Origin of the sequence: Clostridium malenominatum (assembly GCF_039521365.1) — a bacterium.
In the GTDB taxonomy this organism is placed as follows: domain Bacteria; phylum Bacillota; class Clostridia; order Clostridiales; family Clostridiaceae; genus Clostridium_AW; species Clostridium_AW malenominatum.
Genome location: NZ_BAAACF010000001.1, coordinates 1,436,897 through 1,462,679 on the forward strand (window position 1 = coordinate 1,436,897; position 25,783 = coordinate 1,462,679).

Genomic DNA, 25,783 nt, shown 5'->3' on the forward strand with positions numbered 1-25,783 from the left:
TGTATTTACATTAAAACATAAATTATGTAAAATTAATTCAATTGAAGAAAAGGAGAGGTTTTTATGGATAAAGTTTTAGTCTTCGGAGGAACCAGATTCTTTGGTAAGGATTTAGTAAGGACTCTTATAGACAATAAATATGATGTAACCATTGCCACAAGAGGACTCACTAAGGATGATTTCGGAGACAAGGTTAAGAGAATAGCTATAGACAGAGATAATAAAGAAGCTTTAAAAAAGGCTTTTAAAGATATGAGCTTTAATATTATTTATGATAATATTTGCTACAGCCCTAATGGAGCGTTGAGTGTTTGTGATATTTTTAAGGGAAAAGTAGGAAAGTATGTTTTTACATCTACGCTATCCGTTTATGATGGAGGTCTGAATTTAAAAGAAGAAGAATTTAATCCTTACAATTATAAAATTAAATTTGGGGAAAGAGAAGACTTCAGCTACAATGAAGGAAAAAGGCTAGCAGAAGCTGTATTTTTCCAGAAGGCTACTTTCCCAGTAGTGGCTGTGCGTTTTCCAGTAGTAATTGGAGAAGGCGATTATACTAAAAGGCTCATTTCCTATGCAGAAAATATTTATAATGAAATTCCTTTTTTTGTAGACAATCTAGAAAGCGAAATGTCCTTTATTTCTTCTCAGGAAGCAGGAGAATTTCTCCATTGGATAAGTACTAAGGATTTTAAAGGGCCAATAAATGCATGTAGTAACGGTACTATAAAAATAAAAGAGATAATTGCAATGTGTGAAGAAAAACTAAATAAAAAATGGATTGCAGATGAGCGTGATAAAGGCATCACAGGAGCATTTAATGGATTTTATAGACATACCTTAAGCAACGAAAAAGCCAAAGAGCTAGGATTCCAATTTAAAGATATTCATAAAGAGGTTGAATCTAACATATTAAGGAGATTAAAATGAATATAAGGATACTACATACTAATGATATTCATAGCAGGTTTGAAAATTTTGCAAAGATAGTAAGTAAAATAAAAGAGCTTAGAAATGAAAACACCCTAATTTTAGATGCTGGGGATTTTAATGATTTCATGAGGGTAGAGCTTCAAGGAACAATGGGTAGGGCAGGGTGTAGCTTATTAAGTATGGGGGGATATGATGCTATTACTGTTGGAAATAATGAGGCTTTTCAGGGAGTAGAACCCCTTGAAACTATGACATCCTCAAAGTTTATTCCTTTTCTGTCCTGTAATTTATATAAAAAGGATATGAGTTTTATTAATGGATTAAAAAGAAGCATTATTATAGAAAGAGGGGGAATAAAGTTTCTTATCATAGGAACAACTCCTCAATATAATGAGTTTTTTTCGCTGCTTAATATGCATGCTTCTGACCCTACTGAGGAGATTGAAAAAGAGTTTAAAGAAAATCAGGGAAAATATGATGTATGTATACTCCTAAGCCATTGTGGCATTACATATGATTTATCTCTTGGAGAAAAGGTAAAGGGTATTGACATAATAATAGGAGGGCACAGTCATACTCTTATGGAAAATGCTAAAGAAATAAATGGAACAATAATTCATCAATCAGGAAGCTACGGAGAGCATTTAGGGGTTCTCGATATTGAAATTAAGGATGGAAAAATTGTGAATTTTAGCGGAGAAAATATTAAGGTTGAAAATCTGTCTTTTGATAGTGAGATTATTGAAGAAATCTCAAAGCAAAAGGAAATTGCAGTTGAGGTTTTAAGCCAACCATTATATAAATTACATTGTGATATGTGGCACGATGTTGTTGAAGAAAACCCAATAACCAATCTTTTGGCAGATGCATTAAGAGATGTGATATCTTGTGATTTAAGTATAATTAACAGCGGTATAATAAGCGGAGGTATAAGAAAAGGAGAGGTTTCCAATAAGAAACTCCTTGAAATAAGTCCTTCTCCATTAAATCCTACTTACATGGAGATTCAAGGAAAATATATAAAAGAGGCATTGAAGCTTTCTCTTCAATCTGATATATGTTTACAAGATGGAAAAGGTGCAGGATTTAGGGGAAGATATCTTGGGAGGCTTCATGTATCTAGCAATACTACTATTGAACATGATGGTAAGAATATATTAAGGGTGAAGCTTAAAAATGGTGAAATTGAAGATGAAAAGATATACAAGGTGGCAACATCTGATTATTTGCAAAGAGGTACAGGCTATTCAAGTCTATCAAACAATAAAAATGAGAAATATAATCCAGAATATACAAGAGATCTTTTAAGAAGTTACCTAAGTAGAGAAGAGTTTATAGAAAAGTGTTTTGTTGAAAGATGGATAAGAGTATAAAATTATGATAAAGTGAGGATGAACTTATGAAATATGAATGGAGAAAACAAGATAAGAATATTTATCTCCCTAAAAATAACCCTGAGCTTATAGAGATTCCTTCCATGAACTTTTTTATGCTTGAGGGAAAAGGAAATCCTAATGATGATGCCTTTTCAGAAGCTGTAGGGGTAATATATTCTCTTTCTTATGCAATTAAAATGATGCCTAAAAAAGGAATAGTTCCAGAGGGCTATTTTGATTATACTATTTTCCCCCTTGAAGGAGTTTGGGACTTGGAAGAAGAAGCGAGGGGAGAAGAAATTCTTAATAAAGATAAATTAATATATACTTTGATGATAAGACAGCCAAGCTTTGTAACAAAAGAACTTGCAGAAACAGCTATTAATATTACTAAAAAGAATAAACCACATCATTTATTAGAAAATGTTAAATTTGAAAGCTGTGGAGATGGACTTTCTGTTCAAATGATGCACATAGGAAAATATGACGAGGAGCCTGCAAGTTTTGATTTTATGGAGAAGTATTGTAATACAAACAACTTAATTAGAAAAGAAAAAACACACAGAGAAATTTATATTTCAGATTTCAGAAAGACAGATCCAGAAAAACTTAAGACAGTATTGCGTTTTAAAGTGGAGAGGAAACTTAATTCAATATAATAAAAATTGGCTTTAGAATGGGAGAGGATTAGATGACAAGAAAAATTACAACTGGAGACGGTAGAACTATAGAAGTTGAATGTCTAAGTTGTGCTATTACCTCAGGATTAATTGAACCTACTGGTGGCGTAATAATTGAGACGAAGCACTTTCACGCACATCAAGACATTGCTTATCCAATTTCTGGGTTGGTAATTGTAGCATCTAAAAGACACATTTACTCTTTAGATGAATTGACTAAAGATGAATTAATTGAGTATATAAGTCTAGTTCAGGAAATTAGAAGAGCTCAAAGAAGAGAACTTGGAATTGAACAAGTTTACTATTTTTATAATGAAGATACCACCCACCACTTTCACTTATGGATGGTTCCTAGATATAGTTGGATGAATGAGTTTGGTCGTTCAGTTGAATCTTTAAGACCAGTACTTTTACATGCAAAGAATAAAATGAATAACAAAGAACATTTGCATAACGTACTTGAAAGTATAGAACTATTAAGAAATGCTCTGAAAAATTATAGGGGTTAGGGTGTAAAAGGGGATATTTTGAGTAAAGATAAAAGAAAGTAAACTTTTAAAATATAAACTTATATTTACGAATGTATTGTAGGAACTGCATTTAAATAAAAATGCAGCTCCTTATTTGAAATAATAGCATTAATGATTTTTTACAAATTCGTCAATTTCTTTATGCCATTGGTCAGGTTCATAAGTTTTAGGAATAGTTTCTTCATTGAATAGAAGATCAATCATGTAATGAGGTTTTTTCCCTCCTATGAACACCGATTTGCTACAGGATACACAGTAAACCACAATATCTTCTACAGGCATTTCAGAGGTGCGTTTAATCATCATTTCCTTAACCTTGTCCACAGGTAGAACGCCCCAAAAACTATCACCACAACAAGTGCCATTTGTTTCTGTTTTTTCTGGCTCTACTAACTCAATATTCATTCTAGAGAGCAATGTTCTAATGGCTTTATGTACTTTTACTTTATTCCTAGTTGGGCAAGCATCAATGATGGTCATTTTTTTACCATGGTAGTCAGGAAAAGGGAAAAAATCACTTTCTGCGAGAACTTCCCAAAGGGAAATTGTAGTGGAGTTAGAATAATTTTCACTGTAACGTCTGTCACAACCAGGACAAATATTTACTACCTCAGTACCATCCTCCAATGAAGGGTTATTTCTGCAACAAATATCTAACCTATCCATTGCGCTTATATTTTCATTTAAAATCTTATGCAATTTTTCTGTAAGATGCGGTTTATATATAGTTAATGCGCATCCAGGTGCAAAAATTTTTTTCATAATATGCCTCCTTTACGATATTCTTCTGGCGTTAATCCAGATAACTTTTTAAAATTTGTAAAAAATGTTGTATAGCTTGAAAATCCACAACTAAAGGCAATGTCTACAGTTTTCATATTTGAACATGTAAGTAGATTTTTTGCAGCTTCAAGTCTACTATTTAGTACATATTCTCGAGGGGTTAGACCAAATCTGTTCTTGAAAATACGAACAAGATGAAAACTGCTAACACTAAAACGTTCATTTAAACCTTCAAGACATTGAGGGATAAGGAAAACCTTATCTAAAAAGTTCTTTATTTCTGTGAGAAGTTGTTCATTTGGCGCATAGGTGGAATATAAATCAGGACGGCACCTTTTACAAGGGCGAAATCCTGAATTAATAGCCTGATCATAGAAATGAAAAAACACAATGTTTTCTTTTAGAGGAAGTTTTGATTTACAGGAAGGTAAACAAAAAATCCTTGTAGTTTTGACACCATAATAAAATTTGCCATCTGCTGTAGGGTCATTATTTTCCACAGCAGTCCATTTTGTCATATCCATATTTTCACCTCATCGCCAAATATATGATATAATTATATCATAGGTAATATTTCAGGTCTTTCTAAAAATTGCTTTTCAATTTTAATTATAAATAATAATAATTATGAAGTTAAAGGTAGATAAAAAGGAGATTGGCTAAAAATGAAAATTTACGAGTTTGATGCAATAATAAAAAAACATGAATCTATAGATGGCGCTTATATTGAGTTCCCGTATGACGTGGAAGAAGAGTTTAGCACTAAAGGGCAAGTGAAGGTAAAAGCAACCTTTGATGGCTATGAATACAGAGGGTCACTAGCCAAAATGGGGCACCATTGTCACTGTCTTGGGATAACACAAAAGATTAGAAAAGAAATCAATAAACAGCCAGGAGATAGTGTTCATATTGTTCTTAAGAAAGATGATGAACCTAGAATAGTTGAAATTCCATGGGATTTCGATAATTTGCTTAATGAAAATGTGATTGCTAAAGAGTTCTTTAGTGGATTATCTTATAGTAATAAAAAAAAGTTTGTTGATTGGATTATAAGTGCAAAGAAAATTGAAACAAGGGATAAGAGGCTTAAAGATGCTATCACAATGCTATTAAATCAAGTAAAGCAGCCGTAAATATAGCTAATAGCTATGATAGATTAATTTACTTAGCAAAAAGCTGGTTATTAAAATATCTTACATAGTAAGTATAATTAAAAGGGGAAAAATATGAAAAAATCTTCAAAAGGTCTTATAATTTTTCTGTTGTTGCTTGCTTTAGTGGTTGGGTGTTCAAAGTCAAAACCTCGTGAATTTAAAAGTGAAAAACTTGGTTTTTCTTTATCCTTTCCTGAAAACTGGGAGGATAAATATTTTATTGAAGAGAATGATACAAGCCTTTCAGTCTATTTTAAACCAAAGGAAAAATTAGATCATACAGGAGGATTATTTTTTACTATCATTAAAAAAACAGACGACTTAAATGAAGAAATGTATGACTCTATTTATGATGTTGAAAGATACTTTGAAGCAAATGGAGTTACTTATTTCATTGGTGGCCCAACGGATTTAAACTTTCCTGAAAATCATCCTGAACTAAATGTTTTTTTAGATATGAAATCTAAGATTCCAGAGATTTATTTTTCAGTTAATGAGAAAAACGGGAAGGCAGGGAAATAAGGGTGAAAGACGGGATATACACCACTTGGTAAAAAGTAGAAAGGAGAGATTACATGGATTTAGAAAAATTATTAATAATACTGGTAGCAATAGTTATTATAGCAATTGTAGTAAGTGTAATTAAAAATGCAATTAAGTTTATTATTTTTGTGGTAGTGGCATTATTAGCAGTTGTTTTCATTAGAGGGGTTATGGCAGGGAAAACACCAGAGGAGGTTTTTGTTGATACAAAGGCCGATGCTGTCTATACAAAACAACTTTATGAATATAGTCAAAAGGTGAAAAAATCTGTAGATATTACCTTAGATGCTATAGATAATAAGTCACTAGATAAGATAAAGGAAGAAAATGAAAAGCTTCATGAGTATTTAGAGGAAGTTTCTGACTTATATCACGGAGAAAATTTAAAAGGTATTCATAAAAAATACTGTGGTTATTTAGAAAGCATAGTAAAATCTTCGGATGCAATACTAGCGTCAGGCAATCTAAAGGAAAATACTCTAAGCAATCTTGAAAAGGTAAAGGGAAATTTAAATAGCTATTTAGAGGATTTGTTAAAAATTGAAGTAAAATAATGAAAGTCCAGATGCATCTTAAAAAAGATATATCTGGGCTTTTTATTGTATTCGATTTACTTGTCAAATTTACTTTTTATGGTTGACCAATAACTACTATCTTCTAACCCAAGTCTCCAAATAGCAATGCCAGATAAATTATATTTATTAACTAAATCTAATTTAAATTCAAGGCTTGTACTATTTTCAAACCATACACTGTGGTAAATTCCTGAAGAATCAGTGTAATTAAAATAAGGGGTTTTTGAAGTAGAATCCCAAGAAATATTCTTATTATATTTTTCAGCTAGTTTATATATGGCAGAAATGCTATAAGCCTTTGTGCCTAAAGAGGACCAATCATATCCGTATGCTGCTGTGCCGAGCAAAATTTTTTCTTCTGGAATCGTTGATATAGCATACTTTATTACATTTTCTACCCACCCTATAGAAGCAACCGCGCCAGGAGAGCCACCTGGATAATGTTCATCATAGGTCATTAAAACTATTTTATCACAATATCTTGAAAGTTGAGCATAATCATATGGATAAGCCCAAGAGTTAGATGGATTATCACTGACTTTAGCGGGAATAGATAGAGTCACTTCAAACTCCTGCGGATTTAAAGTTTCATAAAGTTCCTTAATAAAGGTAGTATAATATTCTCTGTCATAAGAATAAACTCCTTCTAAATCAATATTTACCCCTTTATATCCATTTGATTTTAAAAGGGAAATTATATTATTAATTAAAGTTTTTTTATTATTAGGACTTCTAAGTAATTCGTTGGAAATAGCTCCGTCAAAATTATTCGTTATTAAAGCTAAAGCTTTAATGCCGCTGTTTTTAGCATAGGTTAATTGATTTGCAGGAAGTAAACCCTTAAGATTGCCGAGCTTGTCTATAGTATAACCATAGGTTGCAATTTCGTTAATTAAAGAAGAATTAGCTACCATTGAATTATATGAAGAGGTATCCCCTGAATAATAATAAGTTGAAAATGCAAGTACAGCTTTTGATGAAAGCTTATTCTTTAAAGAGGTATATGAATTTTGACTTTTAACAAGTTGCCAATGGTTATTATCAGATAGCATACCTATATATTTAGATGTAGTAAGGGATTGGCTACTACTTAAAATAAGTAGAACAATCATCATTATTGCAGGAAATAAAAATTTGTATTTTTTCATGTATATTCTTTCTCCTTATATTAAGTATTCTACTTTTATATCGTAGAAAGAGAGAATATATTCATGAGTAATGTTTTCCAATTTTAATTTTGCAAAAAGATTTAAAAAGAAAGAGAATTAAAATAAGCATTACAAGGCAAAATAAAAGAAATAAAATTAACAGGAATTAAGGAGGCGGAGTTTTAGTGGATAGTACAAATAAAGTAAGAATTATTCCTCTTGGAGGACTTGGAGAAATTGGAAAGAATATAACTGCCATGGAATACAAAGATGAAATAATTGTAATAGATTGTGGAATATCCTTTCCTGATGAAGAAATGTATGGTGTGGATTTGGTAATTCCAGACATAACCTATCTTTTAGACAATGCTAGTAAAGTAAAAGGTATATTTTTAACCCATGGACATGAGGATCATATAGGTTCACTTCCATATATTTTAAAACAATTAAATGTACCAGTGTATGGTACTAGATTGACTCTAGGGATAGTTGAAAACAAATTAAAAGAACATGAAATAAATTCTATTTGTGAGCTTAATAGAGTAGAAGTGGGAGATACAATAAAAACCCAATATTTAACTATAGAATTTATAAGAGTTACCCATAGTATAGCAGATTCCTGTGCGTTAGCTATTCACACCCCAATTGGCGTAATACTTCATACTGGTGATTTCAAAATTGATTATACTCCTATTGATGGGTCAGTGATGGATTTAGAACGCATTTCAGAATTGGGTAAAAAAGGAGTAATGTTACTTATGGCGGACAGTACCAATGTTCAACGTAGTGGACATTCACTTTCAGAGAAAACCATAGGAGAAACTTTAAGTAGAATATTTGCCAATGCTAAAGGAAGGGTTATAGTAGCAACCTTTGCTTCAAATATTCATAGAATGCAACAAATTGTAGATGCTTCAATAAAACTAGGTAGAAAAGTAACTTTTAGTGGAAGAAGTATGGAAAATATTTCTGAACTAGCTATGGATCTGGGATATCTTCATATACCCGACGGAAGCCTTATAACTGTAGATGAAATAAGTAATTATCCAAATGAAAAAGTAACTATAATAACTACAGGAAGCCAAGGGGAACCAATGTCAGCTCTTGCTAGAATTGCTTTTTCAAATCATAGGAAGATTTCTATTGAGCCTAAGGATTTATTTATAATTTCAGCATCTCCAATTCCAGGGAATGAGAAGCTAATATCTAGGGTTATTAATCAATTATATAAAAAAGGTGCTGATGTAATATACGAAGATTTAGAAGAAGTGCATGTATCGGGGCATGCCTATGAAGAAGAATTGAAGCTTGTGCATACTTTAGCTCACCCTAAGTTTTTTATGCCTGTACACGGGGAGTATAGACATTTAAGGCATCACGCTAATTTAGCAGAAAGACTTGGAATGGATAAGTCAGATGTATTTGTTTTAGAGACAGGTCAAGTATTAGAACTATGGGAAAAAGAAGCTAAAATTGGAGGAAGAGTTCCTACTGGGGCGGTGTACGTAGATGGTCTTGGTGTGGGGGATGTTGGAAATATAGTCCTTAGAGATCGAAAGTATTTAGCTCAGGATGGAATGATTACCATAGTTGTTACTATAGAAAAGGAAAATTATAGAGTAATTGCAGGGCCAGACATAATTACAAGAGGTTTTGTCTACGTTAAAGAGTCAGAGGAATTAATTAATGAGTCTAAAGAAATTGTTAGAAGAGAGCTAGAAAATTGCTTAGATAATAGAGTAATAGAGTGGTATGTTTTAAAAGCTAATATGAAAAAGTCCCTTGAGAAATTTTTATATGAAAAAACAAAGAGAAGACCAATCATTCTTCCAATTATCATGGAGGTTTAATTTTTCTGCAAAGCACTCTTTTTATTATGAATAGAGTGCTTTTTCCTTTTTTATGATTATTTAATAAGGAATGGTGAGGAAATGAAGAGTGAAGATATGAAAAAGGTTATTTTAGTTTTAATTGGAGTTTTATATATTTGGTTTTTATATAGGGATTTTGGAGGGAGTGGCGACGAAGTTTTAACAAGTTTAATTAAATACTTAAGCATAGTACTTTGCTTTTCCTTATCGTTCTTAACAAGAGAAAAGTATTTAAATAAAAAGGATATACTACTATTAAGGCTGGGACTTTTCTTTACAGTTCTTGCGGATTTAGCTCTTGTAGTTTTGCATTATTTCACTTTGGGAGTAGTTTTTTTCTGTATAGTTCAAATAGTTTATTGTCATAGATATGAGAATGAAAAATCAATACATTTATTGAAGAGATTTTTCATTATATTTTTATTTATACTACTTACTTATTTAAATATTAATTTGTTTTTTATAGAAATAGATTTTTTGCTTCCCATATCTTTATTTTATTCCATATGTTTAATTACCTCCATGCTAAAAGCTATAAAAGCATATAGAAACAAAGTTTATCCCAAGGGTAATAGAATCTTAATATTTTGGGGGATGTTATTTTTTCTATTATGTGACATAAATGTTGCTCTGTATAACATGGAAAAAGTAATAAACCTACCTAAAAACTTAGAATTGGTAGCTAATAGCACATCCTATCTTTTAATATGGTATTTCTATCTTCCTTCTCAAGTGATGATTTCTTTAAGTGGGTATTTGAAAGTCTAGCTTCTTTAAAAGTTTATTTACATTGCCTTTAAAATTTAAGCATAACAAACTATCCTTACTATCAAAAATTATAAGAAAAGGAGTTTCTTCTTTAGGAAATACAACAATTACTACCTCTACAAAGGTAGTAATGCAATTTTTTTCTAGGGCAAAAGGAGTTTCTAAAGGTACTTTAATCATATAACCTTCCCTTGGAATAGGATTAAATTTAGGATAAATTCCCGTTATATTATTGAGATAATTTGTAATTTCTTTTTCTATTTTAGGTGTTGATTCAATGGTCATCACAACCTTTTGCTCATTTATATGGAAGATTTCTATTTTCGTACTCTCCTGAGATGAAGCAGGGGTAGTAAATAAAACAATAAAAATAAAAGTAAATATAAATTTTTTTACCATAAAAATCACCTCAGTATTAATATTACCGAATAACTTATTAATTAATCATTGTATAAATGCAACAAGATGCATTTTTGCAACAAATAAAGTAAATAAGTTAATACGTAAGTTGAGAATAACTAGTATTTATAGGGATATAGCATTTGGTATGGTTTTTGCTTATAAAATAGATAAATGTTTTATATAATTTTAGGGGGTAATTTTAAATGACTAATTTAGATAAACTTAACAAAATATTACGTGATGTGTTTAATATTAAAGATAATTCCTATGAAAAGGATGAGCTTGGACCTGACGAAATAGAAGATTGGGATTCTTTAGCCCATGTGGAGTTAGTAAATAATTTGGAGGAAATATTTGGGGTTTCAATCAATGTAGTAGATATTTCTAGAATGTATACTATAGGAGATATAAAAAATATACTTAAAAAGTATGGTGTTATAATATGACCTTTACGGACTATGTTTTTGAGAAATCAAAGTATTTGAATAGCATAGCAGTGATTAATAAAGAGGAATATAGATACAAAGAGATTTTTTTAAAAGTAAAGTCTATAGGAAATATGTTAAAGGATAAAGATTTAAATAATGAAAATTCAATATTATTGATAGGAGAGAATTCAGTTTTTTTTATAGAAAGTTATTTTGGAATAATAGATAGCGGAGTTATTTGTGTTCCTATTAATCCAAGTTTTACAGCGGAGCATATTAACTATATTATAGATTCCCTTCATATAAAAATAATATTTGTTCAGAAAAAACTACTTAAAAAACTAAATAGCTTTATTAGGAAAGGTATTGAAATACTCACAGAAGAAGATATTGATAATTTGCCTATGATAAAAGAAAAATTTAAGGAAGTAAAAAAAGAGGATGTGGCAGTAATACTCTTTACATCTGGTTCTACCTCAATACCCAAGGGAGTAATGCTTACACATGATAATTTAATATACAATACAAATTCTATAATAGAATATTTATCATTAAAAGAAGAGGATAGAGTTGAAGTGGTATTGCCTTTTTACTATTGCTATGGCACTTCACTTTTGCATACTCATTTTCGGGTTGGTGGAAGTCTAGTTATAAATAATAAATTCATGTTTCCTGAAACCGTGCTAGAGGATATAAACGAGTATAGGTGCACAGGATTTGCTGGGGTACCAAGTACCTTTCAAATACTTTTGAAGAAAAGTAGTATTAAAGACACGAAACTTCCTTCATTAAGATATATTACGCAAGCAGGAGGAAGAATGGCTAATGTATTTATAGAAGAATTATTAGATGTTTTACAAGGAGTAGATATTTTCATTATGTATGGGCAAACAGAAGCCACATCAAGGCTATCATACCTTCCACCTAGATTATTAAAAGAAAAAATGGGATCTATAGGCAAGGGAATTCCTGGTACAGAATTGAAAGTAGTAGGGAAGGATGGACAAGAGGTGCTTCCAGGAGAAATAGGAGAGATTGTAGCTAAAGGTGGAAATATTATGAAGGGGTATTTTAATGATAAAGATGAAACGAATAAGGTACTAAAGAATGGATATTTGTATACAGGTGATTTAGGTACTGTAGATGAAGAAGGTTATATATATATTATGGGTAGAGAGAAAAATATTATAAAAAGCGGTGGAAATAGAATAAGTCCTAAGGAGATAGAAGATACAATAATTGAATTAGAAGAAGTTTTAGAATGTGCCGTAGTTGGAGTAGATGATGAAATAATGGGAGAAGCAGTAAAGGCCTTTGTAGTATTAAATAATAAAAATTTTACCAATAAGGATATTATAAATCATTGTAAAAACAAACTACCATCCTATAAGCTTCCTAAATACATTGAAGTGGTAGACAATCTCCCTAAAAATTCTTCAGGAAAGGTATTAGTAGGTGTTCTTAAGGAAAGCAGGTGAATTAATTGGATAACTATGTTTTGGTAGAAGAACTGATATTTAATGATATCTTTTCTATAATGAGAGAAGAAAAGGAAAAGATTCTTATAGAAATATTTAAAGAACAGTTAGAAAACAATAGAAAAAATATTAATTTAAAAACCATGTATGAAAAATTAAACTTCAATACAAAAAATTTCTATTCTCTAGTGGAGATACCCTATATACCAGTAAACATGTTTAAAAAATTTGATTTATATTCCTGCCATAAAGAAGACATAGTAAGAGTATTAAATTCTAGTGGCACCACAACAGGGAACCCTAGTAAAATTTATATTGATAAAAAAACATCCCTTCGGCAAGCTCAGGCTCTAGTGGCAACATTAAGAGACTTTTTAGGGGAGAAGAGAAGGCCTTTACTCATAGCAGATTGTGAAGAGGAGAATAAGAAATCTTCAAACTTAAGTGCTAGAGGTGCAGCCATAAGGGGGATTAGCAATTTCTCAAATAAAATAGTATATGCCTTTGATAAAGTAGGAGAAGAATTAAAGCTAAATTTAGAACGTATTGAAAAATTTAAAGAGGATTATTGTAATGAAGATATTTTAATATATGGATTTACTTATATTATTTGGTCAAAATTAATAAAAGAACTTCAATCTAGGGGGAAGGTAGTAAATCTTCCAAAGGCTAAAATTCTTCATAGCGGGGGGTGGAAAAAGCTAACTTCTCAAAGGATAACTAAAGAGGAATTTTCAAAAGTAGTGAGCGAGATTTTTAATACTAAAAATAGCAACGTAATTGATTTTTATGGCATGGTAGAACAACTAGGGGTGATATTTATAGATTGTGAATATGGTTATAAGCATGTTCCAAGTTTTGCGGAAGTTATTATAAGAGATTTTCTTACTCTAGAAGAGGTTAAGTTTGGAGAAATAGGTTTAATAGAAGTAATGAGTAGCTTATCCTCAAGTTATCCTGCCCAAGCGATTTTGACAGAGGATATAGGAGAGTTTATTGGGGTGGATTGCTGTAAATGCGGTAGAAAGGGAAAATACTTTAAATTTAAATCGAGAGTGGAAAAATCCGAAACAAGAGGGTGTGGAGATACCTTTGCTGAAAGGGAGAAGGTTCATGATTAAATGTTTTTCTTTTAATGGAGAGTTTTATAAAGAGGGTAAAATTATTTATAGCTTTGAAGAAATATATGAAAGCCTAAGGGGAAATGAAAAATATATTGTACCTATTCCAGTTGATGCTATGGTAGCTTTAATAGATGCTTATGGCAAAGCAATATCTAAAGATAAGAGTTTACTGAAAGAAGAGGGAGTGCCATTTTTAAGTTTTTATTTAAAGAAGAATAATTTATATAATATTATAGATTTAAATATAAAGAATAAAAGCTTCCTTGATAAATTTATAGAAGTAGAGGATAAAAAATATATAAAAGCTCAAAAGAGAGGATTGGTATGTCATTGGATTGCAGCTAATGTGCCAACCCTAGGTATATATTCAATATTTCAATCCATATTATGTAGAAATAGCAATTTAGTAAAAGTACCTGAAGAAAGTATAAACATATTAATTAAATTATTGAAACCTATAAGGGAAATAAAAATTAACTTTGGAGGGGTAGAATACTTAGGAATAGATATTTTAAAAAATATTTGCATTGTAAACTTCTCAAGCTCTAGTATAGAGAGTAATACTGAAATGTCTAAAATGGCTGATTGTAGAGTGTTCTGGGGTGGGGAAGAAGGACTAAGAGTTATAAGAAAATTACCTCAAAAGACAACTTGTAAGGATATAATTTTTGGACCTAAATATTCCTTTGCAGTGTTTGAAAAAGAGGTATTAGAAAGTTCAGATTTAGAAAAGCATTTAGAAAGTTTAGCACTTGATATTATAGCTTTTAATCAAAGGGCTTGTTCTTCACCCCATGTACTATTTATTGAGAAAAGCTCACTGACCATAGAAGAGGTTTGCAATAAGTTTATCAATATATTTAAAAAAGTTATGAAAAGATATCACGAAAATTATATAAATACAGGAGTTACCTCTTCTATTGTAAATATAAGAGGAGAATATGCACTAGATTTGAATAAGATGTTATATTGTAGTCAGGATCTTCAGTATACAATTTTATTAAATAATGATTTTAAATTAGAAGAGCCCATAGGTGGAAGAACTATATTTATAAAGGAAGTAAATGAAGTTTTTGAAATAGAAAAGCTTATAACTCCTAGAATACAAACGGTAGGTATAGCTTTTAAAAGCGAGGAAAAAGCAATTAAATTAGCAGAGGCTTTAACAAACTTAGGAGTAGACAGAATTGTTAAGGTAGGATATATGAGTTTATATGATAATCCATGGGATGGAACCTTTCCACTTAATGAACTAGTTAGATGGTGCTCCCTTAATATTAATGGAATGATTGAAAATGAAGGCTAAGGCTTAAAAAGTCTTAGTCTTCATTTATGTACGGAACTCTTTACAAAAAATGTAATTAAATCTATAATATTAGTTAAAGGGGGAATTAATGGTGGGGAAAAAAGAAGTCCTTAAGGATAATCCTACTCATTATAACTTGGACAAAATGATTGTTGAATTGGAAAAGACTAAGCTTTTATGCAGAGAATTAGATGCAGTAATTGAATGTTCCTATGATGGCATATACATTGCTGATGGGGAAGCTAATACTTTGAGAATAAATAAATCCTACGAAAAAATTACAGGACTTAAAAGGGAAGATATGATAGGGAGAAATATGAGAGACTTGGTAAAAGAGGGATTTATATCTCAATCCGGGACTTTATTTGTTATTAAAGAAAAAAAGCCTACAACTTTAGAGCAGACCTTTAAAACAGGTAAAAAAGCTATGATTTCAAGTAACCCTATATTTAATAAAAATGGGGAAATTATTATGGTAGTAACCAATGTAAGAGATGTTACCCAGCTTTATGAATTAAAAGAACAATTAGCAAAAAATGAAGAATTAGCTAAAAAGTATTATTCTGAAATTCAATCTATAAAAAATCAACTATTGAATTGTAGTGACACCATAGCAGAAGATAAAAATATGTTAAACACTTTAAGAATGGCACAAAAATTAGCCAATGTAGATACTACTGTTCTTCTATTAGGAGAAACTGGAGTTGGTAAAGAAGTTGTGGCTAAATATATACATAAAAACAGTAAAAGAAATAATAAGCATTTTATAAAAATAAACTGTGGTTCCATACCGGAAAATCTAATGGAAAGCGAATTGTTTGGATATGAAAAGGGAGCTTTTACAGGGGCCAATAAGGATGGAAAAATAGGATTATTTGAAGTTGCAGACGGAGGCACTATATTTTTAGATGAAGTGGGAGAATTGCCTTTAGACATGCAGGTTAAATTACTTAGAGTACTTCAGGAAAATGAAATAGAAAGAATAGGAGGCCTTACTCCTATAAAAATAAATGTTAGAATACTTGCAGCAACCAATAGAAATCTAGAGGACATGGTTTCAAAAAAGCTATTCAGAGAAGATTTATATTATCGTTTAAATGTGGTACCTATAGTAATACCGCCCTTAAGAGAGAGAAAGAAAGATATAGTACCTTTGGTAGAACATTTCTTGCAGGTATTAAATAAAAAGTATAACTTAAATAAAATTTTTACCTCCGTAGCTATAGAAACTCTTTTAAATTACCATTGGCCAGGAAATGTGAGGGAATTAAAAAATGTAGTGGAAAGAGTTGTCATAATGAGTAACAACGATACTATACTCAAAAGTGATTTGCCCATAGGTAAGGAAACGGTGTTGTTGGAATCAGAATTAGATTATATCGATGAAGAAATCAACTTAAAAGAACTAGTAGAAAAGTATGAATTAAAGTTTATAAATAAGGCATATGAAAAATACGGCAACGTAAGGGAGGCAGCAGATTATCTAAGAATAGATCCTTCTACTTTTGTTAGAAAAAGGAAAAGATATACAGATAAATATCTGTTGCAAAAATGACGATTGATGCAATTATGCAATTCATATGGGAGAATAAGTAAGCCTTTGTAATATTAAGAAACAAATATAAAACATATATTAAAAAATAAAATCCGTTGCATTTATGCATCGGATTTTATTTTGATGTTGATAATAGTGCAATATAGGGTTATGGCATGGATATTGCTTAGTTAATAATTGAGAATATAAAAACATTTAAATTGAAAGGGATGGTTTTAAATGGCACTTATGACAGGTGAGCAATATGTAGAAAGTTTAAGAAAACTAAATCTAAAGGTTTATATGTTCGGGGAAAAAATTGAAAACCCAGTAGACAACCCAATACTTCGTCCTTCTATGAATTCAGTAAAAATGACTTATGATTTAGCACTTATGCCAGAATATGAAGATTTAATGACAACTAAATCTGCTTTAAATGGAGAAAAAATTAATCGTTTTTGTCATCTTCATCACAGCACAGAGGACTTAATAAAAAAAGTAAAAATGCAAAGACTATGTGGTCAAAAGACAGCTTCTTGCTTCCAAAGATGCGTTGGTATGGACGCTTTCAATGCTGAATATAGTACTACATACGAAATAGATAAAGCATATGGTACAAACTATCATGAAAGATTTAAAAAATACTTAGAATATGTACAAGAAAATGATTTAACTGTAGATGGAGCTATGACAGATCCTAAAGGTGATAGAGGGCTATCACCATCTAAACAAGAAGATCCAGATCTTTATCTAAGAGTAGTAGAAAGAAGAGCTGATGGGGTTGTTGTTAGGGGAGCTAAAGCTCATCAAACAGGAATTTGCAACTCTCATGAAGTCTTAGTTATGCCAACCATAGCTATGAGACCTGAAGATAAGGATTATGCAATTTCCTTTGCTGTACCTACAGATGCAGAAGGAGTATTTATGATTATAGGACGTCAATCTTGCGACACTAGAAAGCTTGAAGAATTTGCGGATATAGATGTAGGAAATAAAAAGTTTGGTGGTGTAGAAGCCTTAACAATATTTGATAATGTATTTGTACCATGGGAAAGAATATTTTTAGATGGAGAAACTGAATTTGCAGGTATGTTAGTTGAAAGATTCGCTGGATATCATAGACAAAGCTATGGTGGATGTAAGGTTGGAGTTGGTGACGTTCTTATAGGAGCCGCAGCTCTTGCAGCTGATTACAATGGGGCAGCAAAGGCTTCTCATATTAAGGATAAATTAATAGAAATGACTCACTTAAATGAAACACTATACGCTTGTGGAATAGCTTGTTCAGCTGAAGGGCATAAAACTGAATCAGGAAACTATATAATAGACATGTTACTTGCCAATGTATGCAAACAAAACGTAACAAGATTCCCATATGAAATAACAAGATTAGCTGAAGATATAGCAGGAGGATTAATGGTTACTGCTCCTTCTGAAAAGGATTTAAACCATGAACTTTTAGGGCCATATGTTCAAAAATATTTGAAAGGTGTAGCTTCTATATCAACAGAAAATCGTTTAAGGATATTAAGACTTATTGAAAACTTAACTTTAGGAACAGCTGCAGTAGGATATAGAACAGAATCTATGCATGGAGCAGGTTCTCCTCAAGCTCAAAGAATAATGATAGCAAGACAAAGCAATTTAGGTCATAAGAAAGCGCTGGCCAAAGTTATTGCTAATATTACAGAATAACAAAAAATTGCTTTAAAATTTCTTAGATAACAGAGAATAGATGTTATCTGTTCTCTGTTATTTGATAAAAGGAATTAATAAAAATGACAAGGTGATTTCATGGATATTGGAGTAAAATATTGTGGTGGATGTAATCCTAGATATGAAAGAAAAAATATCTTAGAAAGATTAAGGAGAGAATATGATGGGATTACCATTCATTTAGTAAAGGAAGATGAGATTTATGACTTAATTATAGTCTTATGTGGATGTAGTAGTTGTTGTGTAAATCACGAAAATATTAAGGGTAAAAAGGGAAAGCTAATTCTTTCAAGTGAAAAGGATTATAATAAATTAATTCAGTTTATTGAGGGGTGATGGATTTGAGCTTAAATGAAATTTACGCTAGTAAAGTAGTATCAGCTAAGGAAGCAGCAGATAAAATCAAATCTGGAGATAGAATAGTTTTAGGACATGCAGTAGGAGAACCTGCTGCTGTTATAGAGGAAATGATAAGGAATAAAGAGAAGTATAGTAATGTTGAAATAGTTCATATGGTAGCCATGGGTAGGGCTGAATATGCAAAAACAGGTATGGAAAAACATTTTAGGCATAATTCAATATTTGTTGGTGGAAGCACGAGAGATGCGGTAGCTTCAGGAAGAGGAGACTTTACTCCTTGCTTTTTCTCAGAAGTTCCAAAGCTATTTAAAAAAAGCTTACCAGTAGATGTAGCTTTAATACAAGTTACGCCGCCAGATGAGCATGGATATTGCAGCTTTGGTGTATCTAATGATTATACCAAACCTGCAGCAGAGCACGCAAAATTAGTAATAGCTGAAGTTAATGATCAAATGCCAAGAACTATGGGGGATAGTTTTATTCATATATCTGATATTGATTACATTGTAGAAAGCTCTCATCCAATAATAGAGTTAAAACCTCCTGTAATAGGAGAGGTTGAAAAAGCTATTGGAGAAAACTGTGCATCGTTAATTGAGGATGGCGCTACTTTACAATTAGGAATTGGCGCTATACCAGATGCAGTGCTTTTATTTTTAAAAGATAAAAAGGACTTAGGAATACATTCAGAGATGATTTCTGATGGAGTAGTAGAACTTGTAGAATCTGGAGTAATTACAAATAGAAAAAAATCTATTCATAACGGAAAAATAATTGTGACTTTTTTAATGGGAACTAAAAAATTATATGACTTTGTTAATAATAATCCTATGGTAGAAATGTATCCTGTAAACTACGTAAATGACCCAACGGTTATAATGAAAAACTATAAAATGATATCTATAAACTCATGTGTTCAAGTGGATTTAATGGGACAGGTATGCTCTGAGAGTGTAGGATTAAAACAAATAAGTGGAGTTGGAGGACAGGTAGATTTTGTTAGGGGAGCAAATATGTGCAAAGATGGTGTATCAATTATGGCCATGCCATCTACTTCAGGAAAAGGTAAAATTTCAAAAATAGTTCCAATATTAGATGAAGGAGCCACAGTCACTACCTCTAGAAATGATGTGGACTATGTAGTTACAGAATATGGAGTTGCTCAACTTAAAGGGAGAACATTGAGGCAAAGAGCTAGAGCCTTAATAGAAATAGCCCATCCTAATTTCAAGGAAGAGCTAATAAAAGAGTATGAAAAGAGATTTTGTCACCGATTTTAATTTCTATATTAAAATTTAATGAAATAAGGAGGAAAAATTATGGCCATGTACAGAGAAAAAGGACAAGAGCAACCCTATATTTCAGTAGGTATATTCAAAGTCAGACTCCCATTTATTCATTACAAGTGGGAATGGTCAGAAGCTATGCAAGCAATTTTAATGTGTGCTACATGTCTTGGCGCAATTCCAATTCTCACAGAAAACTTAGGCATTCCATTTGACATTGCTTGGGGAATGGTAATTATCAATGGATTATTGTACTGTGTTCATGCTCTCCTTGGAGATCCAGTAGTACCAGGATGGATAACTCCCGCAATACCTCTTACTATTGCATATTTAAGTGGTTTTGCAGTAGGACCAGAAAGAATAAAAGCTTTAATAGCAGTACAAATTCTAGTAGGTCTAATATTTATTATTATGGGTATTACAGGTGCCGCAAATAAGCTTATGAATATAGTGCCAAATTCAATTAAAGCAGGAATTTTACTTGGTGCGGGATTTGCAGCTATAATGGGTGAGTTTAAGGTAGGTGGAAGATTTGAAAAATATCCAATAGCTATAACTGTAGGAGCTTCATTAGCATATTATTTACTCTTCTCAAAAAGCTTTAGGGCATTAAGAAAGAAAAATAAGCTATTAAATACTTTAGGCAAATATGGCATGTTACCAGCAATTATTGTTAGTATTATAGTAGGACCACTTGCAAAAGAATTGCCTGTGCCTAAAATAGAAATTGGAACCTTTATTCACATACCAAATATACCTGAAATTTTAAAGACCGTAAGTCCTTTAAGTATAGGGTTACCAAGTATGTCTTTATTTATAGCAGCAATTCCAATGGCTATAATGGCATATATAATAGCTTTTGGAGACTTTGTTACCAGTGAAGCTTTGATAAATGAAGCAAAGGAAGTAAGAACGGACGAAAAAATTGACTTTAACTCAAATAGATCTAATTTAGTAAGTGGTTTTAGAAATATAGTAATGTCTTTCTTTGCACCATATGTACCTCTTTGCGGTCCATTGTGGGCAGCTGTAACGGCAGCAGTTTCCCAAAGATATAAAGAAGGTAGAGAAGCTATGGATTCAATATTTAGCGGTGTAGGAACTTTTAGGTGGGTTACCTTTATATGCGTAGCAACGATTCCTATAGTTTCACTTGTTCAACCTGTTTTGCCAGTAGCTTTATCATTAACCTTATTAGTTCAAGGATATGTATGTACTAGATTAGCTATGGATATTACTATAACAGACTTAGATAAAGGTATAGCAGGGGTTATGGGAGCTGTTCTAGCTACTAGAGGAGCTGCATGGGGATTAGTAATAGGTATTCTTCTTCACCTCGCTTTAAGTGATTTTACTAAAGCTAATAAAATAGCTATTAATGCAGAAGCAATAACTGAAAGTGAATAATTAAAAATTATTTTTAAATTATAATAGCAAATTGCCACGTACTTGAATAATATAGTAATAAATGTAAAAGGGTGATTTGTATGAAATTTAAATTTAAAACCCCAACCTTTAGAAAGAAAGAATTAAAAACTAGTTTTAAAAACCTAAAATTTCCATTTAAAATCAAAAAAGTGGAAAAGACAAATAAAAAAAACTTTAAATTATTTTCTAAAAGCTCAGAAACAAACATAATAAACTCATTGAAAAAATTTTTTCATAAATAAATAAAACTCCGTAGGCTTTAAAAACCTACGGAGTTTTATTTGTTAAAGGAAAGTGATTTACTTAAATTTCCTCAATTGCCTCCAATTTAATATAATAAAAAACATGGTTTTTGCAGAAAACTATAGTACAAAACAAAATAAATTAAAAATTCAAGGAGGTAATAATTATGGCAAACAGAAATACAGGAAGAAATAGAATATTAGTTCCAGAGGCAAGACAAGGATTAAATCAGTTTAAGATGGAAGTAGCTAATGAATTAGGTCTAACAAATTATGACCAAATTGATAAAGGAAATTTAACTTCAAGAGAAAATGGTTATGTTGGTGGAACAATGGTTAAGAAAATGGTAGAATCATACCAGAATGGCTTAAAGTAATTTAAAGAAAATTAGAAATAAAGTAAAATAAGAAGGGTTGTCCAATTTCAAAATTTGATTTTGGGCAACTCTTTTATAATAACTATGGTTTTTAATAAAGCACATAAAGCTTATTAAAATGAATCAATTAAAGAATTAAACAATTAATTAAGAGAATTATAAAAGATGAAGGGTTACACCTAGATTTTCCCCGAAATTTATTGTAAAATCATAAAAATAAAAGTCATTAATCATGGTATAAAAAAAGATATTTTTTCTTTTTTTATATCATGATTAGTTTACATAATTATAATTATGTATTTATAAGGAATTGTAAACTTAAAAATTCGCAAAATTTTAAAATTTAGAGTAATAACTCAATAAGAGGAGAAAATAAGAGTAAGTTTATGAAACAATAGAAAATATGCTTGAATTTATTATGAGAATGTATGTATAATTAGAATATGTTAAACGAGAGGATGAATAATATGTTAAAAAGCATGACTGGATTTGGAAGAGCATCCTATGACGATACGGTAAGAAAATTTACTGTAGAGATAAAAAGCATAAATCATAGGTATAGCGATTTAAATATAAAAATGCCTAAGAGTTTAATTTCTCTAGAAGAAAGAATAAGGACTATATTACAAGAAAAAATCTACAGAGGAAAAGTAGATATATTCATTACCTTAAATACATATGATAAAAGAGATCTAAAACCTATTTTAAACAAGGCTTTAGCAGACAATTACTATGAATGTTTAAAAACTATTAAAGATAATTATGAAGTTAATAATGATATTTCAATATCTTTAATAGCTAAATTTCCTGAAGTAATAACTCTTCAATATGAAGAAGAAGACATTGAAGAATTATGGGCTTGTCTTGTAAATCCCTTAAAAGAAGCTACGAATCTACTAGTTGAAATGAGAGAAAAAGAGGGAGAAAAACTTAAGATTGACATAATTGAAAAATGTGAGAGAATTACTAAGACACTAGAAATAATAAAAGAAAAGTCTCCCATAGTACCAATAGTTTATAAAGAAAAATTGATGAGTAGAATAAATGAGTTATTAGAAGATGGGAAAGTTGATGAGAGCAGGATAGCTATGGAAGTAGCAATTTTTGCGGATAAGGCCTGTATTGATGAGGAAATTGTAAGATTGAATAGTCATTTAAAGCAGGTTAACGATACTTTGAATCTTTCTGAAGCTGTAGGAAGAAAACTTGATTTCATAGTTCAAGAAATGAATAGAGAAGCAAATACTATAGCATCTAAAGCAAATAATTTAGAAATATCAAACTTAGTTTTAGAAATAAAAAATGATATTGAAAAAATTAGAGAACAAATTCAAAATATTGAATAAAATTTATTTTAATAATTAGGAGGATTTCAATGAGTATTAAACTAATAAACATAGGGTTTGGAAATATTGTTTCAGCAAATAGACTGATTGCAATTGTAAGTCCTGAATCTGCTCCCATTAAAAGAATAATTCAAGAAGCCAGAGATAGGGGTATGCTAATTGATGCTACCTATGGTAGAAGAACAAGAGCGGTTATTATTACTGACAGTGACCATGTAATATTATCTGCAGTTCAACCAGAAACAGTAGCACATAGATTGTCTACTAAAGAAGATGAGGAAAATGAGGTTGAAGAATAATGAATAAAACAGGTTTGCTTATCGTTATTTCTGGTCCATCAGGAACTGGAAAGGGTACAATATGCAAAGCATTAGTACATAGAAAAGATTACTTTGTATCCATTTCTGCTACTACAAGAAACCCACGAGTTGGTGAAGTAGATGGTGAGAGTTATTATTTTCTCACTAAAGAAGATTTTATAGATAGAATAAACAAGGATGACTTTTTAGAACATGCGGAGGTTTATGGTAATTACTATGGCACTCCAAAATCTAAGGTGTTAGAAACCATTGAAAGTGGGAAAGATGTAATACTAGAGATAGATATACAAGGAGCTTTAAAGGTAAAAGAAAATTACCCTAATGGAGTTTTTATATTCATATTGCCACCTTCAATGGAAGAATTGAAGAATAGAATTACTAAAAGAGGAACAGAGACAGAAGAGTCATTAATGACAAGATTTAAATGTGCTTATAAAGAAATTAACTATATATCAAAATATAACTATGCAGTAGTAAATGATACAGTTGAAGAAGCTGTAAATAAAATAGAAAGTATAGTTTTAGCTGAAAAATGTAGGGTAGACAGAATTAAAACTACTACAATTTTAGATTCAAAGGAGGGCCTTATTCATGAACAACTCTATGATTAATCCATCAATAGTAGAATTATTAGAAAAGGTAGATAACAGGTATACTTTAGTGGTTATGGCTTCAAAAAGAGCAAGACAGCTTATAGAAAATGACGAACCATTAATTAAAACAGAATTGAAAAAACCTGTTACAGTTGCTATAAATGAAATAAATTCTAGTGCAATAACCTATGAAACTTTAAGGGAAGGTATAAAATAATTATGGATAAGAAAACTGTAGTTATTGGCGTAACCGGAGGAGTAGCGGTATATAAAGCTTTAGATGTTATAAGCAGATTAAGAAAAAAGGATGTGGAAGTACATGTAATTATGACTAAGTCAGCATGTGAATTCGTGAACCCCTTAAGCTTTCAAAGCCTTAGTCAAAACATGGTTATAACAGATATGTTTGATGAACCTAAGCATTGGGAAATACAACATATATCCTTAGCTAAAAAAGCTGACTTACTTGCGGTAATACCAGCAACTGCTAATATTATTGGAAAAGTTGCAAACGGCATAGCAGATGATATGCTTTCAACCACTATTATGGCAACTAGGGCTAATGTAGTTTTTGCACCTGCCATGAATACAAATATGTACACTAATCCAATAGTGCAGAATAACATTAAAAAGCTTGGTGAATTTGGTTATAAATTCATTGAACCAGAAGCTGGAAGGTTAGCTTGCGGAGATACAGGTCAGGGAAAACTTGCAGATACAGAACTTATAGCCGATAGAATAATCAGTATGCTTTATTCCACTCAGGATTTAGAGGGTAAAAAAGTATTAGTTACTGCAGGCCCAACTGTAGCACCTATAGATCCTGTAAGAAATATTACAAATAAATCAACAGGTAAAATGGGTTACTCCATAGCAGAAGAAGCTAGAGATAGAGGCGCAAAAGTAACTTTAGTTTCAGGACCCACTAACTTAAAAGTTCCTTTTGGTGTGGACTTCATAAGTATTAATACAAACGAAGAAATGTATAATGAAGTAATAAAATACTATGATAATCAAGATATAGTAATAAAATCTGCAGCTGTTGCGGATTTTAAGCCAAAGGATTATTCGGAGAGAAAAATAAAAAAGACCATGGATGAATTTAATTTAGAACTTGTAAAAGATAGAGATATATTAAAACATCTTGGAGAAATAAAGAATAATCAAATATTAGTTGGCTTTGCAGCAGAGAGTAATGATTTAATTGAAAATGCTCAATCTAAGCTTAAGAAGAAAAATTTGGATTATATAGTTGCAAATGATATAACGGGAGAAGATATAGGATTTGCCTCTGAAAATAATAAAGTTTCTATCATAAGTAAAGATGGAACTATAGTTGAAACTAATAAATTAAGTAAAAGAGAAGTTGCAAAAAAATTATTCGATATCATAATTAAAAATATTAATAAATAATGGTATTTAAAGGGGCAAATATTCGCAATTAGCGAAAAAGGCCTCTTTTATTTAGTATATTTTAAATTA

Annotated in this window: 28 protein-coding genes; 24 read left to right on the plus strand and 4 right to left on the minus strand. The window is 30.9% G+C overall.

The genetic code is table 11. The annotated features are described in order from the left end of the window. Positions 1–63: 63 nt before the first annotated feature. Genes ABDZ69_RS07295 through ABDZ69_RS07310 form a run of 4 tightly spaced genes read left to right on the plus strand, consistent with a single transcriptional unit; the run spans position 64 to position 3,498 of the window. The gene (locus tag ABDZ69_RS07295; protein ID WP_343768246.1) at positions 64–930 is read left to right on the plus strand and encodes an NAD-dependent epimerase/dehydratase family protein; all 867 of its coding nucleotides are present in this window, start codon (positions 64–66) and stop codon (positions 928–930) included. Next, entirely contained in the window at positions 927–2,306 is a 1,380-nt protein-coding gene (locus ABDZ69_RS07300; RefSeq protein ID WP_343768249.1) for a bifunctional metallophosphatase/5'-nucleotidase, read from the plus strand. Before ABDZ69_RS07295 ends, ABDZ69_RS07300 begins: the two co-directional genes overlap by 4 nt. A 26-nt stretch (positions 2,307–2,332) precedes the next feature. Then, positions 2,333–2,968, plus strand: coding sequence for a GyrI-like domain-containing protein (locus ABDZ69_RS07305; RefSeq protein WP_343768252.1), 636 nt, complete (start codon positions 2,333–2,335; stop codon positions 2,966–2,968). Positions 2,969–3,000: 32 nt separating this feature from the next. After that, positions 3,001–3,498: an HIT family protein gene (locus ABDZ69_RS07310; protein ID WP_343768255.1), complete on the plus strand. Its 498-nt coding sequence runs from the start codon at positions 3,001–3,003 to the stop codon at positions 3,496–3,498. Between the two features lie 129 nt (positions 3,499–3,627). Here the strand turns inward: ABDZ69_RS07310 and ABDZ69_RS07315 are convergent, their stop codons facing one another. Together ABDZ69_RS07315 and ABDZ69_RS07320 are read right to left on the minus strand one after the other, a co-directional pair. Then, on the minus strand, positions 3,628–4,281 hold the full coding sequence (locus ABDZ69_RS07315; RefSeq protein ID WP_343768257.1) for a heterodisulfide reductase-related iron-sulfur binding cluster: 654 nt from the start codon (positions 4,279–4,281) through the stop codon (positions 3,628–3,630). Beyond that, entirely contained in the window at positions 4,278–4,820 is a 543-nt protein-coding gene (locus ABDZ69_RS07320) for a bifunctional transcriptional activator/DNA repair enzyme AdaA (protein ID WP_343768260.1), read from the minus strand. The genes ABDZ69_RS07315 and ABDZ69_RS07320 overlap by 4 nt, the downstream gene beginning before the upstream one ends. Before the next feature lie 147 nt (positions 4,821–4,967). Between ABDZ69_RS07320 and ABDZ69_RS07325 the strand changes: the two genes are divergently transcribed. The 3 genes from ABDZ69_RS07325 (at position 4,968) to ABDZ69_RS07335 (ending at position 6,553) form a co-directional block, all read left to right on the plus strand. Then, positions 4,968–5,435 carry a YdeI/OmpD-associated family protein gene (locus ABDZ69_RS07325; RefSeq protein WP_343768262.1) on the plus strand — a complete coding sequence of 156 codons (468 nt, stop codon included), beginning with the start codon at positions 4,968–4,970 and terminating at the stop codon, positions 5,433–5,435. A 93-nt stretch (positions 5,436–5,528) separates the two neighbouring features. After that, positions 5,529–5,978, plus strand: coding sequence for a hypothetical protein (locus ABDZ69_RS07330; protein ID WP_343768264.1), 450 nt, complete (start codon positions 5,529–5,531; stop codon positions 5,976–5,978). A gap of 53 nt (positions 5,979–6,031) precedes the next feature. Then, complete coding sequence (locus ABDZ69_RS07335) at positions 6,032–6,553, plus strand: hypothetical protein (protein ID WP_343768266.1); 522 nt, start codon at positions 6,032–6,034, stop codon at positions 6,551–6,553. Between the two features lie 56 nt (positions 6,554–6,609). Here ABDZ69_RS07335 and ABDZ69_RS07340 read toward each other — a convergent pair whose 3' ends face one another. Next, positions 6,610–7,722 (minus strand): glycosyl hydrolase family 18 protein, encoded by a 1,113-nt coding sequence (locus tag ABDZ69_RS07340; RefSeq protein WP_343768268.1) that lies wholly within the window; start codon positions 7,720–7,722, stop codon positions 6,610–6,612. Between the two features lie 185 nt (positions 7,723–7,907). Between ABDZ69_RS07340 and ABDZ69_RS07345 the strand changes: the two genes are divergently transcribed. Beyond that, a complete protein-coding gene (locus ABDZ69_RS07345) occupies positions 7,908–9,572 on the plus strand; it encodes a ribonuclease J (RefSeq protein ID WP_343768271.1) in 1,665 nt (554 codons plus the stop codon). Positions 9,573–9,668: 96 nt separating this feature from the next. After that, complete coding sequence (locus ABDZ69_RS07350; RefSeq protein ID WP_343768273.1) at positions 9,669–10,361, plus strand: lysoplasmalogenase family protein; 693 nt, start codon at positions 9,669–9,671, stop codon at positions 10,359–10,361. On the opposite strand, the gene ABDZ69_RS07355 is transcribed toward ABDZ69_RS07350, so the two are convergent. Continuing rightward, positions 10,338–10,760 (minus strand): hypothetical protein, encoded by a 423-nt coding sequence (locus ABDZ69_RS07355; RefSeq protein ID WP_343768275.1) that lies wholly within the window; start codon positions 10,758–10,760, stop codon positions 10,338–10,340. The genes ABDZ69_RS07350 and ABDZ69_RS07355 overlap by 24 nt on opposite strands. 206 nt (positions 10,761–10,966) lie before the next feature. Here ABDZ69_RS07355 and ABDZ69_RS07360 point away from each other — a divergent pair, with 206 nt between their 5' ends. The 15 genes from ABDZ69_RS07360 to coaBC all read left to right on the plus strand — a co-directional run bounded on the left by ABDZ69_RS07360 (position 10,967) and on the right by coaBC (position 25,714). Next, positions 10,967–11,209: an acyl carrier protein gene (locus ABDZ69_RS07360; RefSeq protein WP_343768278.1), complete on the plus strand. Its 243-nt coding sequence runs from the start codon at positions 10,967–10,969 to the stop codon at positions 11,207–11,209. Beyond that, entirely contained in the window at positions 11,206–12,669 is a 1,464-nt protein-coding gene (locus ABDZ69_RS07365; RefSeq protein WP_343768280.1) for an AMP-binding protein, read from the plus strand. Before ABDZ69_RS07360 ends, ABDZ69_RS07365 begins: the two co-directional genes overlap by 4 nt. Positions 12,670–12,674: 5 nt before the next feature. Beyond that, the gene (locus tag ABDZ69_RS07370) at positions 12,675–13,790 is read left to right on the plus strand and encodes a LuxE/PaaK family acyltransferase (protein WP_343768282.1); all 1,116 of its coding nucleotides are present in this window, start codon (positions 12,675–12,677) and stop codon (positions 13,788–13,790) included. Continuing rightward, positions 13,783–15,099 (plus strand): acyl-CoA reductase, encoded by a 1,317-nt coding sequence (locus ABDZ69_RS07375; protein WP_343768285.1) that lies wholly within the window; start codon positions 13,783–13,785, stop codon positions 15,097–15,099. Before ABDZ69_RS07370 ends, ABDZ69_RS07375 begins: the two co-directional genes overlap by 8 nt. Positions 15,100–15,244: 145 nt before the next feature. Further along, a complete protein-coding gene (locus tag ABDZ69_RS07380) occupies positions 15,245–16,654 on the plus strand; it encodes a sigma-54 interaction domain-containing protein (RefSeq protein WP_343769614.1) in 1,410 nt (469 codons plus the stop codon). Between the two features lie 219 nt (positions 16,655–16,873). Continuing rightward, the gene (locus ABDZ69_RS07385) at positions 16,874–18,328 is read left to right on the plus strand and encodes a 4-hydroxyphenylacetate 3-hydroxylase family protein (RefSeq protein ID WP_343768287.1); all 1,455 of its coding nucleotides are present in this window, start codon (positions 16,874–16,876) and stop codon (positions 18,326–18,328) included. Positions 18,329–18,427: 99 nt separating this feature from the next. Next, on the plus strand, positions 18,428–18,685 hold the full coding sequence (locus ABDZ69_RS07390; protein ID WP_343768289.1) for a hypothetical protein: 258 nt from the start codon (positions 18,428–18,430) through the stop codon (positions 18,683–18,685). 5 nt (positions 18,686–18,690) lie between these two features. Beyond that, positions 18,691–19,989, plus strand: coding sequence for an acetyl-CoA hydrolase/transferase family protein (locus tag ABDZ69_RS07395; RefSeq protein WP_343768291.1), 1,299 nt, complete (start codon positions 18,691–18,693; stop codon positions 19,987–19,989). Between the two features lie 39 nt (positions 19,990–20,028). After that, on the plus strand, positions 20,029–21,402 hold the full coding sequence (locus ABDZ69_RS07400) for a hypothetical protein (RefSeq protein ID WP_343768294.1): 1,374 nt from the start codon (positions 20,029–20,031) through the stop codon (positions 21,400–21,402). Positions 21,403–21,832: 430 nt separating this feature from the next. After that, positions 21,833–22,042, plus strand: coding sequence for an alpha/beta-type small acid-soluble spore protein (locus ABDZ69_RS07405; RefSeq protein WP_343768297.1), 210 nt, complete (start codon positions 21,833–21,835; stop codon positions 22,040–22,042). Between the two features lie 467 nt (positions 22,043–22,509). After that, positions 22,510–23,388: a YicC/YloC family endoribonuclease gene (locus tag ABDZ69_RS07410; protein WP_343768300.1), complete on the plus strand. Its 879-nt coding sequence runs from the start codon at positions 22,510–22,512 to the stop codon at positions 23,386–23,388. A 29-nt stretch (positions 23,389–23,417) separates the two neighbouring features. Further along, positions 23,418–23,687, plus strand: a complete 270-nt coding sequence (remA, locus tag ABDZ69_RS07415; protein ID WP_343768303.1) for an extracellular matrix/biofilm regulator RemA — start codon at positions 23,418–23,420, stop codon at positions 23,685–23,687. Next, positions 23,687–24,319, plus strand: a complete 633-nt coding sequence (gmk, locus tag ABDZ69_RS07420; protein ID WP_343768306.1) for a guanylate kinase — start codon at positions 23,687–23,689, stop codon at positions 24,317–24,319. Before remA ends, gmk begins: the two co-directional genes overlap by 1 nt. Then, the gene (gene rpoZ, locus ABDZ69_RS07425) at positions 24,300–24,518 is read left to right on the plus strand and encodes a DNA-directed RNA polymerase subunit omega (protein ID WP_343768308.1); all 219 of its coding nucleotides are present in this window, start codon (positions 24,300–24,302) and stop codon (positions 24,516–24,518) included. The genes gmk and rpoZ overlap by 20 nt, the downstream gene beginning before the upstream one ends. Then, positions 24,518–25,714, plus strand: a complete 1,197-nt coding sequence (coaBC, locus tag ABDZ69_RS07430; RefSeq protein ID WP_343769616.1) for a bifunctional phosphopantothenoylcysteine decarboxylase/phosphopantothenate--cysteine ligase CoaBC — start codon at positions 24,518–24,520, stop codon at positions 25,712–25,714. Before rpoZ ends, coaBC begins: the two co-directional genes overlap by 1 nt. The last annotated feature ends 69 nt before the right edge of the window (positions 25,715–25,783 follow it).

Coding starts and splice junctions, on each gene's coding strand:
- ABDZ69_RS07375 (WP_343768285.1), top strand. CDS start 13,783: ATGATTAAATGTTTTTCTTTTAATGGAGAGTTTTATAAAGAGGGTAAA.
- ABDZ69_RS07325 (WP_343768262.1), top strand. CDS start 4,968: ATGAAAATTTACGAGTTTGATGCAATAATAAAAAAACATGAATCTATA.
- remA (WP_343768303.1), top strand. CDS start 23,418: ATGAGTATTAAACTAATAAACATAGGGTTTGGAAATATTGTTTCAGCA.
- ABDZ69_RS07335 (WP_343768266.1), top strand. CDS start 6,032: ATGGATTTAGAAAAATTATTAATAATACTGGTAGCAATAGTTATTATA.
- ABDZ69_RS07385 (WP_343768287.1), top strand. CDS start 16,874: ATGGCACTTATGACAGGTGAGCAATATGTAGAAAGTTTAAGAAAACTA.
- ABDZ69_RS07315 (WP_343768257.1), bottom strand. CDS start 4,281: ATGAAAAAAATTTTTGCACCTGGATGCGCATTAACTATATATAAACCG.
- ABDZ69_RS07340 (WP_343768268.1), bottom strand. CDS start 7,722: ATGAAAAAATACAAATTTTTATTTCCTGCAATAATGATGATTGTTCTA.
- ABDZ69_RS07305 (WP_343768252.1), top strand. CDS start 2,333: ATGAAATATGAATGGAGAAAACAAGATAAGAATATTTATCTCCCTAAA.
- ABDZ69_RS07360 (WP_343768278.1), top strand. CDS start 10,967: ATGACTAATTTAGATAAACTTAACAAAATATTACGTGATGTGTTTAAT.
- ABDZ69_RS07390 (WP_343768289.1), top strand. CDS start 18,428: ATGGATATTGGAGTAAAATATTGTGGTGGATGTAATCCTAGATATGAA.
- ABDZ69_RS07405 (WP_343768297.1), top strand. CDS start 21,833: ATGGCAAACAGAAATACAGGAAGAAATAGAATATTAGTTCCAGAGGCA.
- rpoZ (WP_343768308.1), top strand. CDS start 24,300: ATGAACAACTCTATGATTAATCCATCAATAGTAGAATTATTAGAAAAG.
- ABDZ69_RS07365 (WP_343768280.1), top strand. CDS start 11,206: ATGACCTTTACGGACTATGTTTTTGAGAAATCAAAGTATTTGAATAGC.
- ABDZ69_RS07330 (WP_343768264.1), top strand. CDS start 5,529: ATGAAAAAATCTTCAAAAGGTCTTATAATTTTTCTGTTGTTGCTTGCT.
- ABDZ69_RS07355 (WP_343768275.1), bottom strand. CDS start 10,760: ATGGTAAAAAAATTTATATTTACTTTTATTTTTATTGTTTTATTTACT.
- ABDZ69_RS07300 (WP_343768249.1), top strand. CDS start 927: ATGAATATAAGGATACTACATACTAATGATATTCATAGCAGGTTTGAA.
- ABDZ69_RS07400 (WP_343768294.1), top strand. CDS start 20,029: ATGGCCATGTACAGAGAAAAAGGACAAGAGCAACCCTATATTTCAGTA.
- ABDZ69_RS07320 (WP_343768260.1), bottom strand. CDS start 4,820: ATGACAAAATGGACTGCTGTGGAAAATAATGACCCTACAGCAGATGGC.
- ABDZ69_RS07310 (WP_343768255.1), top strand. CDS start 3,001: ATGACAAGAAAAATTACAACTGGAGACGGTAGAACTATAGAAGTTGAA.
- gmk (WP_343768306.1), top strand. CDS start 23,687: ATGAATAAAACAGGTTTGCTTATCGTTATTTCTGGTCCATCAGGAACT.
- ABDZ69_RS07380 (WP_343769614.1), top strand. CDS start 15,245: ATGATTGTTGAATTGGAAAAGACTAAGCTTTTATGCAGAGAATTAGAT.
- ABDZ69_RS07350 (WP_343768273.1), top strand. CDS start 9,669: ATGAAAAAGGTTATTTTAGTTTTAATTGGAGTTTTATATATTTGGTTT.
- ABDZ69_RS07295 (WP_343768246.1), top strand. CDS start 64: ATGGATAAAGTTTTAGTCTTCGGAGGAACCAGATTCTTTGGTAAGGAT.
- ABDZ69_RS07410 (WP_343768300.1), top strand. CDS start 22,510: ATGTTAAAAAGCATGACTGGATTTGGAAGAGCATCCTATGACGATACG.